The sequence below is a fragment of the Citrobacter sp. CK189 genome (assembly GCF_030333505.1).
GTDB classification, from domain to species: Bacteria; Pseudomonadota; Gammaproteobacteria; order Enterobacterales; family Enterobacteriaceae; genus Citrobacter_B; species Citrobacter_B koseri.
On record NZ_JAOWFV010000035.1, the window covers coordinates 179,628 to 195,887 of the forward strand.

At 53.4% G+C, this 16,260-nt stretch carries 17 protein-coding genes; 16 read left to right on the forward strand and 1 reads right to left on the reverse strand.

Translation table 11 applies throughout. The features are described 5' to 3' along the window. The first annotated feature begins 5 nt into the window (after positions 1 to 5). The 10 genes from fabD to ptsG all read left to right on the forward strand — a co-directional run bounded on the left by fabD (position 6) and on the right by ptsG (position 9,638). Positions 6 to 935, forward strand: a complete 930-nt coding sequence (gene fabD / locus OGV83_RS05150; protein WP_199971460.1) for an ACP S-malonyltransferase — start codon at positions 6 to 8, stop codon at positions 933 to 935. Between the two features lie 12 nt (positions 936 to 947). Further along, complete coding sequence (gene fabG / locus OGV83_RS05155; protein WP_012132828.1) at positions 948 to 1,682, forward strand: 3-oxoacyl-ACP reductase FabG; 735 nt, start codon at positions 948 to 950, stop codon at positions 1,680 to 1,682. A gap of 151 nt (positions 1,683 to 1,833) precedes the next feature. Then, positions 1,834 to 2,070, forward strand: coding sequence for an acyl carrier protein (gene acpP / locus OGV83_RS05160; protein WP_000103754.1), 237 nt, complete (start codon positions 1,834 to 1,836; stop codon positions 2,068 to 2,070). An 85-nt stretch (positions 2,071 to 2,155) separates the two neighbouring features. Further along, a complete protein-coding gene (fabF, locus tag OGV83_RS05165) occupies positions 2,156 to 3,397 on the forward strand; it encodes a beta-ketoacyl-ACP synthase II (RefSeq protein ID WP_248623277.1) in 1,242 nt (413 codons plus the stop codon). Between the two features lie 116 nt (positions 3,398 to 3,513). After that, positions 3,514 to 4,323: an aminodeoxychorismate lyase gene (pabC, locus tag OGV83_RS05170; protein ID WP_248623278.1), complete on the forward strand. Its 810-nt coding sequence runs from the start codon at positions 3,514 to 3,516 to the stop codon at positions 4,321 to 4,323. Between the two features lie 2 nt (positions 4,324 to 4,325). Further along, positions 4,326 to 5,348, forward strand: a complete 1,023-nt coding sequence (gene yceG, locus OGV83_RS05175; RefSeq protein ID WP_248623279.1) for a cell division protein YceG — start codon at positions 4,326 to 4,328, stop codon at positions 5,346 to 5,348. Continuing rightward, positions 5,338 to 5,979 (forward strand): dTMP kinase, encoded by a 642-nt coding sequence (tmk, locus tag OGV83_RS05180; RefSeq protein WP_012132824.1) that lies wholly within the window; start codon positions 5,338 to 5,340, stop codon positions 5,977 to 5,979. The genes yceG and tmk overlap by 11 nt, the downstream gene beginning before the upstream one ends. Next, positions 5,976 to 6,980 (forward strand): DNA polymerase III subunit delta', encoded by a 1,005-nt coding sequence (holB, locus tag OGV83_RS05185; protein WP_153258413.1) that lies wholly within the window; start codon positions 5,976 to 5,978, stop codon positions 6,978 to 6,980. The genes tmk and holB overlap by 4 nt, the downstream gene beginning before the upstream one ends. Before the next feature lie 10 nt (positions 6,981 to 6,990). Next, positions 6,991 to 7,788, forward strand: coding sequence for a metal-dependent hydrolase (locus tag OGV83_RS05190; RefSeq protein WP_198448254.1), 798 nt, complete (start codon positions 6,991 to 6,993; stop codon positions 7,786 to 7,788). Between the two features lie 416 nt (positions 7,789 to 8,204). Next, the gene (gene ptsG / locus OGV83_RS05195; RefSeq protein WP_024130440.1) at positions 8,205 to 9,638 is read left to right on the forward strand and encodes a PTS glucose transporter subunit IIBC; all 1,434 of its coding nucleotides are present in this window, start codon (positions 8,205 to 8,207) and stop codon (positions 9,636 to 9,638) included. A 191-nt stretch (positions 9,639 to 9,829) separates the two neighbouring features. Here ptsG and fhuE read toward each other — a convergent pair whose 3' ends face one another. Beyond that, positions 9,830 to 12,028, reverse strand: coding sequence for a ferric-rhodotorulic acid/ferric-coprogen receptor FhuE (gene fhuE, locus OGV83_RS05200; RefSeq protein ID WP_104869145.1), 2,199 nt, complete (start codon positions 12,026 to 12,028; stop codon positions 9,830 to 9,832). A 354-nt stretch (positions 12,029 to 12,382) separates the two neighbouring features. Between fhuE and hinT the strand changes: the two genes are divergently transcribed. From hinT to ycfP, 6 genes are read left to right on the forward strand one after another with little or no spacing between them, the layout of a single operon-like run. After that, a complete protein-coding gene (hinT, locus tag OGV83_RS05205; protein ID WP_047463701.1) occupies positions 12,383 to 12,742 on the forward strand; it encodes a purine nucleoside phosphoramidase in 360 nt (119 codons plus the stop codon). Positions 12,743 to 12,744: 2 nt separating this feature from the next. Then, the gene (locus OGV83_RS05210; RefSeq protein ID WP_058669008.1) at positions 12,745 to 13,119 is read left to right on the forward strand and encodes a YcfL family putative periplasmic lipoprotein; all 375 of its coding nucleotides are present in this window, start codon (positions 12,745 to 12,747) and stop codon (positions 13,117 to 13,119) included. A 13-nt stretch (positions 13,120 to 13,132) separates the two neighbouring features. After that, positions 13,133 to 13,774 (forward strand): penicillin-binding protein activator LpoB, encoded by a 642-nt coding sequence (gene lpoB / locus OGV83_RS05215; RefSeq protein ID WP_049008938.1) that lies wholly within the window; start codon positions 13,133 to 13,135, stop codon positions 13,772 to 13,774. Further along, entirely contained in the window at positions 13,755 to 14,579 is an 825-nt protein-coding gene (gene thiK, locus OGV83_RS05220) for a thiamine kinase (protein ID WP_114647416.1), read from the forward strand. Before lpoB ends, thiK begins: the two co-directional genes overlap by 20 nt. Before the next feature lie 10 nt (positions 14,580 to 14,589). After that, on the forward strand, positions 14,590 to 15,615 hold the full coding sequence (gene nagZ, locus OGV83_RS05225; RefSeq protein ID WP_024130435.1) for a beta-N-acetylhexosaminidase: 1,026 nt from the start codon (positions 14,590 to 14,592) through the stop codon (positions 15,613 to 15,615). Between the two features lie 23 nt (positions 15,616 to 15,638). Beyond that, positions 15,639 to 16,181 carry an alpha/beta hydrolase YcfP gene (ycfP, locus tag OGV83_RS05230; RefSeq protein ID WP_012132812.1) on the forward strand — a complete coding sequence of 181 codons (543 nt, stop codon included), beginning with the start codon at positions 15,639 to 15,641 and terminating at the stop codon, positions 16,179 to 16,181. The last annotated feature ends 79 nt before the right edge of the window (positions 16,182 to 16,260 follow it).

Here is a 16,260-nt window from a genome sequence, read left to right on the forward strand (position 1 = left end):
TAAACATGACGCAATTTGCTTTTGTGTTCCCGGGGCAGGGTTCCCAGACGGTTGGGATGTTGTCTGAAATGGCAGCCAGCTACCCGATCGTAGAAGAAACCTTTGCTGAAGCTTCTGCGGCGCTGGGTTATGATCTGTGGGCGCTGACGCAGCAAGGGCCTGCGGAAGAACTGAATAAGACCTGGCAGACTCAGCCCGCATTGCTGGCCGCTTCCGTTGCGCTGTATCGCGTATGGCAGCAGCAGGGCGGTAAAGCGCCTGCGCTGATGGCGGGACACAGCCTGGGGGAGTACTCCGCGCTGGTATGTGCTGGCGTCATCGATTTCGCTGACGCGGTTCGTCTGGTTGAACTGCGCGGCAAATTCATGCAGGAAGCTGTGCCGGAAGGCACCGGCGCAATGGCGGCGATCATCGGTCTGGATGATGCGTCCATCGCCAAAGCGTGTGAAGAGGCGGCTGAAGGCCAGGTGGTTTCTCCGGTGAACTTTAACTCTCCGGGCCAGGTGGTTATCGCCGGGCATAAAGATGCAGTTGAACGTGCGGGCGCAGCCTGTAAAGCCGCTGGCGCAAAACGTGCGCTGCCGCTGCCGGTAAGCGTGCCGTCACACTGTGCGCTGATGAAACCTGCGGCGGATAAGCTGGCGGTTGAATTAGCGAAAATCACCTTCAATGCCCCGACCGTACCGGTTGTGAATAACGTTGACGTGAAGTGTGAAACCAACGCTAACGCTATCCGTGATGCGCTGGTACGCCAGCTGTACAACCCGGTGCAGTGGACGAAGAGTGTAGAATTTATCGCAGCACAAGGTGTTGAACACCTTTATGAAGTGGGTCCAGGTAAAGTCCTCACTGGTCTGACTAAACGTATTGTTGACACCCTGACGGCCTCGGCGCTAAACGAACCGGCGGCACTGTCAGCGGCGCTTGAGCAATAAAAGAGGAAAACCATGAGTTTTGAAGGAAAAGTCGCGCTGGTTACCGGTGCAAGCCGTGGCATTGGCCGCGCAATTGCTGAGACGCTCGTTGCCCGTGGCGCGAAAGTCATCGGTACTGCTACCAGCGAAAATGGCGCTCAGGCCATTAGCGAATACTTAGGTGCGAACGGTAAAGGTCTGATGTTGAATGTGACCGATCCGGCATCTATTGAATCTGTTCTGGAAAATATTCGCGCAGAATTTGGTGAAGTTGATATCCTGGTCAATAATGCCGGTATCACTCGCGATAATCTGCTGATGCGAATGAAAGATGATGAGTGGAACGATATTCTCGAAACCAATCTGTCATCTGTTTTCCGTCTGTCAAAAGCGGTAATGCGCGCTATGATGAAAAAACGTCATGGACGTATTATCACTATCGGTTCTGTGGTTGGTACCATGGGAAATGCGGGTCAGGCCAACTACGCTGCGGCGAAAGCGGGTCTGATTGGCTTCAGTAAATCACTGGCGCGTGAAGTTGCGTCGCGTGGGATTACTGTCAATGTTGTGGCTCCGGGCTTTATTGAAACGGACATGACGCGTGCGCTGTCTGATGATCAGCGTGCGGGTATTCTGGCGCAGGTTCCTGCGGGTCGCCTCGGCGGCGCTCAGGAAATCGCCAGTGCGGTTGCATTTTTAGCCTCTGACGAAGCAAGTTACATCACTGGTGAGACTCTACACGTCAACGGCGGAATGTATATGGTTTAACCACGAAAAATATTTGCGTTATTGTAGGTCTTGGCCTCAAAATAACGTAAAATCGTGGTAAGAACTGCCGGGATTTAGTTGCAAATTTTTCAACATTTTATACACTACGAAAACCATCGCGAAAGCGAGTTTTGATAGGAAATTTAAGAGTATGAGCACTATCGAAGAACGCGTTAAGAAAATTATCGGCGAGCAGCTGGGCGTTAAGCAGGAAGAAGTTACCAACAATGCTTCTTTCGTTGAAGACCTGGGCGCAGATTCTCTTGACACCGTTGAGCTGGTAATGGCTCTGGAAGAAGAGTTTGATACTGAGATTCCGGACGAAGAAGCTGAGAAAATCACCACCGTTCAGGCTGCCATTGATTATATCAACGGCCACCAGGCGTAAGTGAACATCTCCAGGCGGTCATTCGACCGCCTGAGTTTTATCTTTTTGTCCCACTAGAATCATTTTCCCTCCCTGGAGGACAAACGTGTCTAAGCGTCGTGTAGTTGTGACCGGACTGGGCATGTTGTCTCCTGTCGGCAATACCGTAGAGTCTACCTGGAAAGCTCTCCTTGCCGGTCAGAGTGGCATCAGCCTGATCGACCATTTCGATACTAGCGCCTATGCAACGAAATTTGCTGGCTTAGTAAAGGATTTTAACTGTGACGACATCATCTCGCGCAAAGAACAGCGCAAGATGGATGCCTTCATTCAATATGGAATTGTCGCTGGCGTTCAGGCCATGCAGGATTCTGGCCTTGAAGTAACGGAAGAGAACGCAGACCGTATTGGCGCCGCTATCGGCTCTGGTATCGGCGGTCTCGGACTGATCGAAGAAAACCACAGTTCCCTGGTGAACGGTGGGCCGCGTAAGATCAGCCCGTTCTTTGTTCCGTCGACGATTGTTAACATGGTGGCGGGTCACCTGACCATCATGTACGGCCTGCGTGGGCCAAGCATCTCTATCGCTACCGCCTGCACCTCAGGCGTACATAACATCGGTCATGCCGCGCGTATCATTGCATACGGCGATGCGGACGCGATGGTAGCGGGGGGTGCGGAAAAAGCCAGTACGCCGCTGGGTGTCGGTGGCTTTGGCGCAGCGCGTGCGCTGTCTACACGTAATGATAACCCGCAAGCGGCCAGCCGCCCGTGGGATAAAGAGCGTGACGGTTTTGTTCTCGGCGATGGCGCGGGCATGGTGGTACTGGAAGAGTACGAACATGCAAAAGCGCGTGGCGCGAAAATTTATGCCGAGATCGTTGGCTTCGGGATGAGTAGCGATGCTTATCACATGACGTCACCGCCGGAAAACGGCGCGGGCGCCGCGCTGGCGATGGTCAATGCGCTGCGTGATGCGGCCATTGATCCGGGTCAGATTGGTTACGTCAACGCCCACGGTACGTCTACGCCGGCAGGCGATAAAGCGGAAACTCAGGCGGTGAAATCTGTCTTTGGCGATGCGGCAAGCCGTGTGCTGGTCAGCTCGACGAAATCCATGACGGGTCACCTGCTGGGTGCTGCGGGCGCGGTAGAGTCCATTTTCTCTATTCTGGCGCTGCGCGACCAGGCTGTTCCGCCAACCATCAACCTGGATAACCCGGATGAGGGTTGCGACCTGGACTTTGTGCCTCACGAAGCTCGTCAGGTTAATGGAATGGAGTATACGCTGTGTAACTCCTTCGGCTTTGGCGGTACTAACGGCTCGTTGATCTTCAAAAAGGTCTAAGTCGTTCCACCAGAGAGTAAAAAGGTCCGCTTGCCGGGCCTTTTTTATTCAGCTTTCTTCCCTTGTCCTGCGTTAACCATCCTGCCACACTAATCGACCACGAATAAGGAGCCACTATGTTCTTAATTAATGGCCGTGAACAGGATTCTCTTGCCGCCAGCGATCGCGCGACGCAGTTTGGTGATGGCTGTTTCACTACTGCGCGAATCCGTGACGGTAAAATTTGCCTCCTGCCCGCACACCTTCGCCGTTTGCAGGATGCCTGCAAAAAACTGCTGCTTCCCTTCAGTCAATGGACGGAACTGCAACACGAAATGACGGCGATGGCAGCAGGCCAGAACAGTGGCGTACTGAAAGTTATTCTGAGTCGTGGCAGCGGCGGCAGGGGCTACAGCCCGTCAAACTGCCGTGCGGCCACGCGAATTTTATCCGTTTCTCCTTATCCCACTCATTATGAACGCTGGCGTACGGAAGGTATTACGCTGGCGCTAAGCCCCGTACGGCTGGGGCGTAACCCTATGCTTGCGGGTATAAAACACCTTAACCGGCTGGAACAGGTACTGATCCGGTCTCATCTTGAGCAGACAAACGCCGATGAAGCGCTGGTTCTTGACAGCGAGGGATGGGTTACGGAATGCTGTGCGGCTAATTTGTTCTGGCGTAAAGAGAATGTGGTGTATACGCCGCGCCTGGATCAGGCGGGGGTAAACGGCATTATGCGACAATTTTGTTTACAGTCGCTGGCACAATCGCCTTTCCAGGTTGTCGAAGTGTATGCCGGGGAGGACGCGCTTATGCAGGCCGATGAGATGGTTATCTGCAATGCGTTGATGCCCGTGATTCCCGTGCGCGCCTGTGGCGATAAACTGATGTTTGCACGTTCATTGTTCGATTTTTTAGCCCCACTTTGTGAGCACCCGAATTAGTCATGAAAAGAATGTTACGCTTTTTCCTTCTGCTGGTCGTTGTGTTGGGCATTGCCGCTGGCGCAGGAATGTGGAAAGTGCGCCAACTGGTCGACAGTCCCTTGTTAATAAAAGAAGAGACGATCTTTACCCTGAAGGCCGGAACCGGGCGTCTGGCATTAGGCGATCAACTCTACGCCGACAAGATTATCAATCGGCCGCGCGTGTTTCAGTGGTTGTTGCGCGTTGAACCTGAATTATCAAACTTTAAAGCGGGCACCTATCGTTTAACGCCTGACATGACCGTACGGGAGATGCTGAAACTGCTGGAAAGCGGTAAAGAAGCACAGTTCCCGCTACGTCTGGTCGAAGGGATGCGCCTGAGCGATTATTTGAATCAGTTGCGAAATGCGCCTTATATTCAGCATACGCTTAGTGATGACCGTTACGAAACCGTCGCGCAGGCGCTGAAGCTGGAGAACCCGGAGTGGCTTGAAGGCTGGTTCTGGCCGGACACCTGGATGTATACCGCCAACACCACCGACGTCGCGCTTCTGAAGCGTGCGCATCAAAAGATGGTTAAAGCGGTAGATGACGTCTGGGAAGGGCGCGCGGAAGGGCTGCCTTATAAAGATAAGAATCAACTGGTGACGATGGCGTCTATTATCGAAAAAGAGACGGCCGTCGCCAGCGAACGCGACCAGGTGGCATCGGTCTTTATTAACCGTCTGCGTATTGGTATGCGTTTGCAGACCGATCCGACCGTGATTTACGGCATGGGGGCGAGTTATAATGGTAAGCTGTCGCGCGCGGCGCTGGAAACGCCGACGGCGTATAACACCTATACCATCACCGGGTTGCCGCCAGGTCCTATCGCCATGCCTGGCGAAGCCTCTTTGAAAGCCGCCGCGCATCCGGCGAAAACGCCGTACCTCTATTTTGTGGCTGACGGAAAGGGCGGTCACACGTTTAACACCAATCTTGCCAGCCATAACCGGTCAGTGCAGGACTACCTGAAAGTGCTTAAGGAAAAAAATGGGCAGTAACTATATCGTCATCGAAGGCCTGGAAGGCGCCGGAAAAACCACCGCGCGTAACGTGGTGGTGGAGACACTTGAGCAACTGGGTATTCACGACATGATTTTTACGCGTGAGCCGGGCGGCACCCAGCTTGCAGAGAAATTAAGAAGTCTGGTGCTGGACATCAAATCGGTGGGTGATGAAACGATCACGGATAAAGCTGAAGTGCTGATGTTTTATGCCGCGCGAGTGCAACTGGTGGAAACCGTTATCAAGCCTGCGCTGGCGAAAGGAACATGGGTCATTGGCGATCGCCATGACCTGTCCACTCAGGCCTACCAGGGCGGCGGCCGTGGGATCGATCAGACAATGCTGGCGACGCTGCGTGATGCTGTATTGGGCGACTTCCGTCCTGACCTGACCCTGTATCTGGATGTGACGCCGGAGGTTGGCTTAAAACGCGCGCGCGCGCGCGGCGAACTTGACCGCATTGAGCAGGAGTCTCTGGATTTCTTCAATCGCACGCGTGCCCGCTACCTTGAGCTGGCCGCCAGCGATGCCAGCATTCGCACCATTGATGCGACTCAGCCGCTGGAGGCTGTGATGAACGATATTCGCACAACCGTAACGGCCTGGATCAAGGAGCAGGGTGCATGAAATGGTATCCGTGGTTACGGCCAGACTTTGAAAAACTGGTAGCAAGCTATCAGGCGGGTCGGGGCCACCATGCGTTACTGATTCAGGCGTTGCCCGGAATGGGGGATGATGCGCTGATTTATGCCCTCAGTCGTTATTTGCTGTGCCAGCAACCGGAAGGGCATAAAAGCTGCGGGCGCTGTCGTGGCTGCCAGTTAATGCAGGCGGGTACGCATCCTGACTATTATTCGCTGTTGCCGGAAAAGGGGAAAAGCACCCTTGGCGTGGACGCGGTACGCGACGTGGGCGAGAAGCTGTACGAACATTCTCGACTTGGCGGCGCGAAAGTCGTGTTGATCCCGGATGCGGCCCTGCTGACTGATGCCGCGGCGAATGCCTTATTAAAGACGCTCGAAGAGCCGCCGGAGCAAACCTGGTTCTTCCTTGCCAGCCGTGAACCGGCACGCCTGCTGGCGACTTTACGCAGCCGCTGTCGTCTGCATCATCTTGCGCCGCCATCTGAACAATACGCTGTTTCCTGGCTTTCTCGTGAAGTGACAATGTCACAAGAGACGTTGCTGGCGGCGCTGCGCCTGAGCGCAGGGGCTCCCGGCGCCGCTCTGGCGTTGTTGCAGGCCGACAGCTGGGCGCATCGTAACGCGCTTTGCGAAGCGCTGGCGAATACGCTGCAATCCGGCGACTGGTATATCCTTCTGTCGGTGTTGAATCACGAACAGGCCGCCGTACGTTTACACTGGCTGGCGACGCTGCTTATGGATGCCCTTAAATACCAGTATGGCGCTTCCAGCCTGACAAATCAGGATGCCGGAACGCTGGTGGCGTCGATAGCTGAACGGTTATCCGTCGCACGCATCCAGGCCATACTCAGCGATGTCTGCCATTGTCGCGAACAGCTTATTAACGTGACCGGATTAAACCGCGAACTGGTATTAACCGATCTTATTCTCCGCATAGAGCATTACCTGCAACCAGGCGCCGTGTTGCCTGTTTCCCATCTTTGAGAGAGACATTATGTTTTTAGTCGACTCACACTGCCATCTTGATGGCCTGGATTATCAATCTCTGCATAAGGACGTGGATGACGTGCTGGCAAAAGCCGCCGCGCGCGATGTGAAGTTCTGCCTGGCGGTGGCGACAACCCTGCCCGGATACCGGAATATGCGCGAACTGGTTGGCGAGCGGGATAACGTTGTGTTTTCCTGCGGCGTACACCCGTTAAACCAGGATGAAACATACGATGTGGAAGACCTGCGTCGCTTTGCCGCTGAAGAAGGCGTGGTGGCCATGGGAGAGACCGGGCTGGATTATTTTTATACGCCGGAAACAAAAGTTCGCCAGCAAGAATCCTTCATTAACCATATTCAGATTGGCCGTGAATTAAATAAACCCGTGATTGTGCATACCCGTGACGCACGCGCCGATACGCTGGCGATTTTGCGCGAAGAAAAAGTGACGGATTGCGGTGGCGTACTACACTGTTTTACAGAGGACAGGGAGACGGCGGGTAAATTATTGGATCTTGGGTTTTATATCTCTTTTTCCGGGATTGTGACCTTCCGCAACGCGGAGCAGTTACGTGATGCCGCCCGCTATGTTCCTCTGGATCGTCTGCTGGTTGAGACGGACTCTCCTTATCTTGCTCCGGTGCCGCATCGTGGTAAAGAGAACCAGCCTGCAATGGTTCGCGATGTCGCAGAGTATATGGCCGTATTGAAGGGTGTTGCCGTTGAAGAACTGGCGCAGGCAACCACTGAAAACTTTGCCCGCCTGTTCCACATCGACGCTTCTCGCCTGCAATCAACCCGTTAACTGAGTTTTTTTAAAGCTCGTAATTAATATTCAAAGCGAGTAAAGTTCACCGCCACAAAATGGGCGGTGAATGAGCGAATTGTAACATTCAGACACTCATTTTGTCAGAATGTGATGGTTTTATGGCTGTCAGGAGCTGAAACGTGATAGCCGTCAAACAAAACCGAGCTTATTTATTTTACTCTGTGTAATAAATAAAGGGCGCTTAGATGCCCTGTCCACGGCGAGGTTCTCCCCCCTCGCCAATGCGTGAAAACGTAGAATACACAAAATCATTCAGGCTGCATCAGGGCGGCAAGTGAGTGAATTGCAGGAGCTTATTTGAGTAAGTGACTGGGATGAACGAGCGCAGCCAACGCTGAGGCGGTTTGAAGGATGAAGTGTATAAGCACAAATACTCAGGAGCACTCCTAATTATGTTTAAGAATGCATTTGCTAACCTGCAAAAGGTCGGTAAATCGCTGATGCTACCGGTATCCGTACTGCCTATCGCAGGTATCCTGCTGGGCGTCGGTTCCGCTAACTTCAGCTGGCTGCCAGCCGTTGTGTCGCACGTTATGGCAGAAGCAGGCGGTTCTGTTTTTGCAAATATGCCGCTGATTTTCGCCATTGGTGTCGCACTGGGCTTCACCAACAACGACGGCGTTTCGGCTCTGGCCTCGGTTGTCGCTTACGGCATCATGGTCAAAACCATGGCCGTGGTTGCGCCGCTGGTTCTGCATTTACCTGCTGAAGAAATCGCAGCAAAACACCTGGCGGATACCGGTGTTCTCGGGGGGATTATCTCCGGTGCGATTGCAGCGTACATGTTCAACCGCTTCTACCGTATCAAATTGCCTGAGTATCTGGGCTTCTTTGCGGGTAAACGCTTTGTGCCGATCATTTCTGGTCTGGCTGCCATCTTCACCGGCGTGATCCTGTCCTTCATTTGGCCGCCGATCGGGACGGCTATCCAGACGTTCTCTCAGTGGGCTGCTTACCAGAACCCGGTTGTGGCGTTCGGTATCTATGGCTTCATTGAGCGCTGCCTGGTGCCGTTTGGTCTGCACCATATCTGGAACGTTCCTTTCCAGATGCAGATCGGTGAATACACCAACGCAGCAGGTCAGGTGTTCCACGGCGACATTCCTCGCTATATGGCGGGCGACCCGACTGCGGGCAAACTGTCCGGCGGCTTCCTGTTCAAAATGTACGGTCTGCCTGCTGCGGCTATCGCGATCTGGCACTCTGCTAAACCGGAAAACCGCGCGAAAGTGGGCGGTATCATGATCTCCGCAGCGTTGACCTCGTTCCTGACCGGTATCACCGAGCCGATCGAGTTCTCCTTCATGTTCGTTGCGCCGATCCTGTACGTTATCCACGCGATTCTGGCAGGTCTGGCATTCCCGATCTGTATCCTGCTGGGTATGCGTGACGGTACATCGTTCTCGCACGGTCTGATCGACTTCATCGTTCTGTCTGGCAACAGCAGCAAACTGTGGCTGTTCCCGATTGTTGGTGCAGGTTATGCGATTATTTACTACACCGTCTTCCGTGTGCTGATTAAAGCGCTGGATCTGAAAACGCCGGGTCGTGAAGACGCGAGCGAAGACAGCAAAGTGGGCGCAACCAGTGAAATGGCTCCGGCCCTGATCGCCGCGTTTGGTGGTAAAGAGAACATCACTAACCTCGACGCATGTATCACCCGTCTGCGCGTTAGCGTTGCTGACGTTGCTAAAGTGGATCAGGCTGGCCTGAAGACGCTTGGCGCAGCTGGTGTCGTCGTCGCAGGTTCCGGCGTTCAGGCTATTTTCGGTACGAAATCCGATAACCTGAAAACGGAAATGGATGAATACATCCGCAATAGCTAAGCAGTAAGACGTTGGGGAGAACTAAGGCAGCCAAATGGCTGCCTTTTTTACGCTGTGTTGCCGGATGGCGCGTGGCTTATCCGGCCTACGGTTATAGCACAGTTGTAGGCCTGATAAGGCGTTAGCCGCCATCAGGCTTGCGAGAACGTAAAAAAGGGAGCCAGATGGCTCCCTTTTCGTCAGTAACGTTATCAGAACTGATAGCTTGCAGTAATGCTGACGTTACGTGGTTCGCCGTAGACAATAGAACCATCAATATTGGTGTCGTAGGTTTTGTCTAACAGGTTGTTAATGTTGCCCTGTACGGCGAAGTTTTTGGTTACCTGGTAGCGAGTGAACAGATCCACTAACGCATAGCTGCCTTGTTCCGCGCGCCATGTGCCGTATGGTGTGACAGTATCGCTGCCGTGAACACGGTTCTGCCAGTTAACGCCACCGCCGACGGTCAACTCAGGCATGACTGGCAGACGGTAGCTGGTAAACAACTTCACGGTTGTACGTGGCAAGTTCGGATTCACCGCATTTCCCTCGTTATCTTCCGCGATAAAGCGCGTTGCCCCGAAAGTCATCTGCCAGTTGTCGGTGATAGCGCCGTTAATTTCGAATTCAACGCCTTTGCTGACGGTTCCATCTACCGCTTTATAAGCGGTGTCGCCGTTACTACCTGAAATCGGTCTACCGGTCGATTGGCCGACGTTATCCTGCTCAATACGGAAGACCGACAATGTGGTGGTCAGGCGGCTGTTCATCCAGTCAGATTTCAAGCCCACTTCATAGTTGTTACCCGTAATAGGGGCGAGATATTTACCCGAGCTATCACGATAGTTCTGTGGCTGGAAGATGGAAGTATAGCTGGCGTAGGCAGACCAGTTATCATCAATGTCATACACCAGTCCGGCATATGGCGTGGTATGGTTTTTCTCCATCCGGTAGGTCAGCGTGTCGATACTCCAGTTGGTGTAGCGAGCGCCGATGATCAGATGCAGCGGATCGGCCAGCGAAATGCGGGTCGCTGCATAGAGCGATTTCATGTGCGTGGTATCATCCTGGGCAACGGTTTGTTGACCCCAGTTTGTTTCCGGGAAGTTACCGTCGTAGTTGTAGAAATTGCCCAGTTCATCCGGGAATACGTTCGCCCAGGTATTCATATAGCGGTTATTCTGTTTGCTGTAGCTTCCGCCGATCATCAGGTTATGCTGACGGCCAAACAGGTCGTAGCCTCCATCGGCGAAAAGATCGACAGCATCGACTTTACGTTTGCCGCTGTTCCAGCCCGTACCGCCAATGTAACCGTACTCTGGCCCATAGTTGGCGTAAGGGCCAACCAGCATACCAGTGTCTTTATTGACATAGGCATCCAGGTACATCATTTTACTGTCGAATTTGATTTCAGAATGCGTGGCGTTGAGCGTTGCCTGCCAGGTATCCGCAAAACGCTGCTTCAGCGTGACAAAGACTTTATTAAACTCTTTATCGTTGTAGGCCCAGTCTGGAGCGGTACTGCGCGAGCGGTCATATTTGTTGGTGCTGCCATCCGTATTCCAGCGAGGTAAACCGCCCCAGGTCGGGCTGTTAACGTCGATGCGTTGATATTCATACCCGGCGGAAAGGCTGGTTGTGCTCCCCAGATCGGCATCGATAATGCCGGAGAAGAATGTTTTCTCGCTGTTATAACGATCCAGCCATGAGTCATTGTTCTGATAACCCGCAACAATCCGCGCACGTACGTTACCGTCTTCTGTCAGCGGGCTTTGTAAATCGGTTACGTAACGCTGTTTGTTCCAGCTTCCATATTCCGCAGACACATTACCTTTGAATTCACGGCTGGTGGCATGTTTGCGGATCATATTGATAGACGCGGAAGGGTTGCCGGTTCCGGTCATTAATCCATTTGCGCCGCGTACGACTTCCACACGTTCAAACAGGGCCGTGTCAGAAAGGGCATCGCCAAGATTCCAGCGTGATTCAAAATAGGTGGGGATGCCATCGACCATGTAGTTGTCGATGAGGAAACCGCGTGAGTAGTAGAGGTTGCGGTCGGAGTCTGACTGGCTTCTGCTGATACCCAGCGTGCTGTCCATCACATCGCCAAGGGTTTGTAATTGCTGATCAGCCATGCGTTGCTGGCTGATGATACTGACAGACTGAGGAATATCGCGCTGCGCCATCTGCATTTTAGTGCCAGCGGTTGTCGTTTTAACGTTGTAGTCCTGTTCTTCATCGCTGGACGTGTCGGCTTGTGATGCGCTATCAACAACGATTGTTTCTTCTGTTGTGGTAGCGGCGAAGCTGGTGGAAGGCATCAATGCCATAGCGATGCAGGCTGCCAGCAGTGTGGGAACTGCGGCAGGCTGACGCTGCTCATCCTGGGTGTGTGTTGTGAAAGACATCGAAAAACCCCTAATAATGATGAACGTTAAGTTCAAACCATGAAATGGCATGGCGAACCCTTTTAATTTTCTAACCATCAAATGCGCATGAAAATGCAAATGCGAAATATACGCACTTGCATTAATGCTGTAAACAGATGTTACGGGTGAAAATGAAATCTTGTTTCAGTGCTATGAGGTGCAAAGAGAAGAGGGAAATGAGTATAAGCGCAGCAACTGACAGATTTTTTGCTTAATAAATCGTGGGTTAAAGTTGAAAGAGCGTGAGTAACTCGCTCATACTCTATACTCGCAGTGTGGCTCGGCGTAGCATGGCGCAACGTTATGGCTAATTTTGAAAAAAGGAAAAATGTCGTGGCAGAAGAAACTATATTCAGCAAAATTATCCGTCGTGAAATCCCCTCGGATATCGTTTACCAGGATGAACTGGTTACCGCATTTCGCGATATTTCGCCGCAGGCGCCCACGCACATTCTGATCATCCCGAATACCCTGATCCCAACGGTTAATGATGTCACGGCGGAGCACGAACAGGCGCTGGGCCGTATGATCACCGTCGCGGCAAAAATTGCCGGGCAGGAAGGCATTGCCGAAGACGGCTACCGCCTGATCATGAATACTAACCGTCATGGCGGGCAGGAGGTTTATCACATTCATATGCACCTGCTGGGCGGGCGTGCGCTGGGGCCGATGCTGGCGCATAAAGGCCTCTGACAATGACCAGAGGATGCCTTGCGATGTCACTGGCCTTACTGTTGCTTGCGGGTTGTCGCTCACACCCTGAAATTCCGGTCAGTGATGAACAGACACTGGTGATGGAGTCAACGCTGCTGGCGGCCGGTATCACGGCGGAAGCGCCTGCGTTGACGACGTCCGATATTCAGCCTTCTGCATCCTCACGCCTCTATAACGAAAGGCAAGAACCCGTTACCGTGCATTATCGGTTTTACTGGTATGACGCCAGAGGGCTGGAAATGCATCCTCTGGAAGCGCCACGCAGCGTGACTATCCCGGCGCGCTCGTCGGTCACGCTGTATGGCAGCGCCAATTATCTGGGGGCGCATAAGGTTAGACTTTATCTTTATTTGTAAGGGGTGAATTTTGATGACGAAAATGAATCGCTACGCACTGGTGGCCGCGCTGGCGATATTCCTCTCCGGTTGTGTGGGGCAACGTGAACCCGCACCGGTTGATGAAGTCAAACCGGCGCCGGAACAGCCAGCTGAGCCGCAGCAGCCTGTGCCGGTCGTGCCATCGGTGCCGACGATCCCGCAACAGCCGGGCCCGATTGAACACGAAGACCAGACCGCACAGCCTGCGCCGCGCGTGCGCCATTATGACTGGAACAGCGCGATGCAGCCGATGGTCGGAAAAATGCTTCAGGCTGATGGCGTAACGGCGGGTAACGTACTGCTGGTCGATAGCGTAAATAACCGCACCAACGGTTCGCTCAACGCGGGCGAGGCCACAGAGACTTTACGTAATGCGCTGGCGAATAACGGTAAATTTACGCTGGTTTCCGCGCAGCAACTGGCGATGGCGAAGCAGCAACTGGGTTTATCACCGCAGGACAGCCTCGGTACGCGCAGTAAAGCGATTGGCATCGCCCGTAACGTAGGGGCGCAATATGTGCTCTATTCCAGCGCGGCGGGTAACGTCAATGCGCCATCGCTGCAAATGCAGTTAATGCTGGTACAAACTGGCGAGATAATCTGGTCAGGTAAAGGTGCAGTCCAGCAACAATAATCTACTGACGCGCGACGACGTTTTGTCGCGCTACTTCCCGCAATATCATCCCGTCGCCGCCTGCCACAACGGATTAAGCGGCGGGAGTTGCATCATTGAACATGACGCCCGCCGTCTGGTGCTCCGTTGCCATCATGATCCCTTTGCGCCTGAATCTGATTTTTTGCGTCAGTATCACGCGTTGTCACGTTTACCGGAAACCCTTGCCCCCAGACCGCGTTTTTATATTCCCGGCTGGATGGCGGTGGACTATTTGCAGGGAGAGGTAAAATCTGGATTACCGGATACCGACGAACTGGCGGGCTTACTGTATCATCTGCACCAACAACCGCGTTTTGGCTGGCGTATTTCGCTGTTATCGCTGCTTATGCGCTACTGGCAGGGGAGCGATCCGGCACGCAGGACGCCGTACTGGCTACGGATGCTAAAACGGCTGCGAGCGGCGCGAGAACCTCGTCCGCTGCGTCTGGCGCCTTTGCATATGGATGTCCACGGCGATAACCTGGTACAGACGGCATCGGGGCTACGGTTGATTGACTGGGAATACGCCGGGGATGGCGATATCGCTCTGGAACTGGCCGCCGTATGGGTAGAGGATGAGCGGCAGCATCAACGGCTGGTGGCATCCTATGCCGCCGTTGCGCATATCTGTCCGCAAACGCTATGGCGGCAGGTCAGGTTATGGCACCCCTGGGTAATGATGCTGAAAGCCGGATGGTTTGAATACCGCTGGCAGCAAACCGGCGAACAACAATTTATCAGGCTGGCCGACGACGCCTGGCGGCAGCTGAAAAAGAAAGGATAAGGAGAGCAGTGTGGGTCCAGTAATGTTGGATGTCGAAGGGTTTGAGCTGGACGCAGAAGAGCGCGAGATTCTGGCCCATCCGCTGGTGGGGGGGCTGATCCTCTTTACGCGTAATTATCATGACCCGGAGCAACTGCGCGAGTTAGTCCGCCAGATTCGGGCGGCTTCGCGCAATCATCTGGTGGTGGCGGTTGACCAGGAAGGCGGACGCGTACAGCGTTTTCGTGAAGGTTTTACCCGCCTGCCAGCCGCACAATCTTTTGCTGCGCTGCACGGGCTGGAAGAAGGGGGCAAACTGGCGCAGGATGCCGGGTGGCTAATGGCCAGCGAGATGATCGCGATGGACATTGATATCAGTTTCGCGCCGGTGCTGGATGTCGGGCATATCAGCGCAGCAATTGGCGAGCGTTCTTACCATGCCGATCCGCTTAAAGCTCTGGCAATGGCGACGCGTTTTATCGACGGGATGCATGCTGCCGGAATGAAAACCACCGGTAAGCACTTCCCCGGACACGGGGCAGTCACTGCCGATTCGCATAAAGAAACGCCAACCGATCCGCGTCCTGAGGCGGAAATTCGCGCCAGGGATATGTCGGTGTTCCGTTCGCTAATCACCGGGAACAAACTTGATGCGATTATGCCGGCGCACGTCATATACAGCGATGTCGATCCGCGTCCGGCGAGTGGTTCACCGCACTGGCTGAAAACGGTGCTGCGTGAGGAACTTGGTTTTGATGGCGTGATTTTCTCCGATGACCTGTCGATGGAAGGGGCGGCGATTATGGGGAGCTACGCGGAGCGCGGGCAGGCGTCGCTGGATGCGGGTTGCGATATGATCCTGGTCTGTAATAATCGTAAAGGAGCGGTCAGCGTGTTAGATAATCTGTCGCCGATCAATGCAGAACGTGTTACGCGTTTGTATCATAAAGGTTCATTTTCGCGTCAGGAGTTGATGGACTCCGCACGCTGGAAAACGGTCAGCGCCCAGCTTAACCAGTTGCATGAACGCTGGCAGGAAGAAAAAGCAGGTCATTAACCCGAGTTTTGTGTGAGGATGCGATGATTATCTATTTACACGGTTTTGACTCCAACAGTCCGGGTAACCACGAGAAAGTGTTGCAGCTACAGTTTATTGATTCGGATGTCAGACTGATCAGCTATAGCACACGGCATCCCAAACATGACATGCAGCATCTGCTGAAAGAAGTAGATAAAATGTTGCAACTGAATGTGGACGATCGGCCATTAATTTGTGGCGTAGGACTGGGTGGGTATTGGGCGGAGCGGATTGGCTTCCTGTGCGACATACGCCAGGTGGTATTCAACCCTAATCTGTTCCCCTATGAGAACATGGAAGGCAAAATCGACCGCCCGGAAGAGTATGCCGATATCGCAACGAAATGCGTCACCAATTTCCGCGAAAAAAACCGCGATCGCTGCCTGGTGATCCTGTCCCGGCATGATGAAGCGCTGGACAGCCATCGTTCGGCAAAAGAGCTGCATCATTTCTATGAAATTGTCTGGGACGAAGAGCAGACCCATAAATTTAAGAATATCTCTCCTCATTTACAGCGGATAAAAGCGTTTAAAACGTTAGGCTAAGCCGTTATAACCCGATCACCCCCCTCAGAAACCAGCCTTCGGGCTGGTTTTTTTATGAGCATTCAGGCAGGGTTGTCTA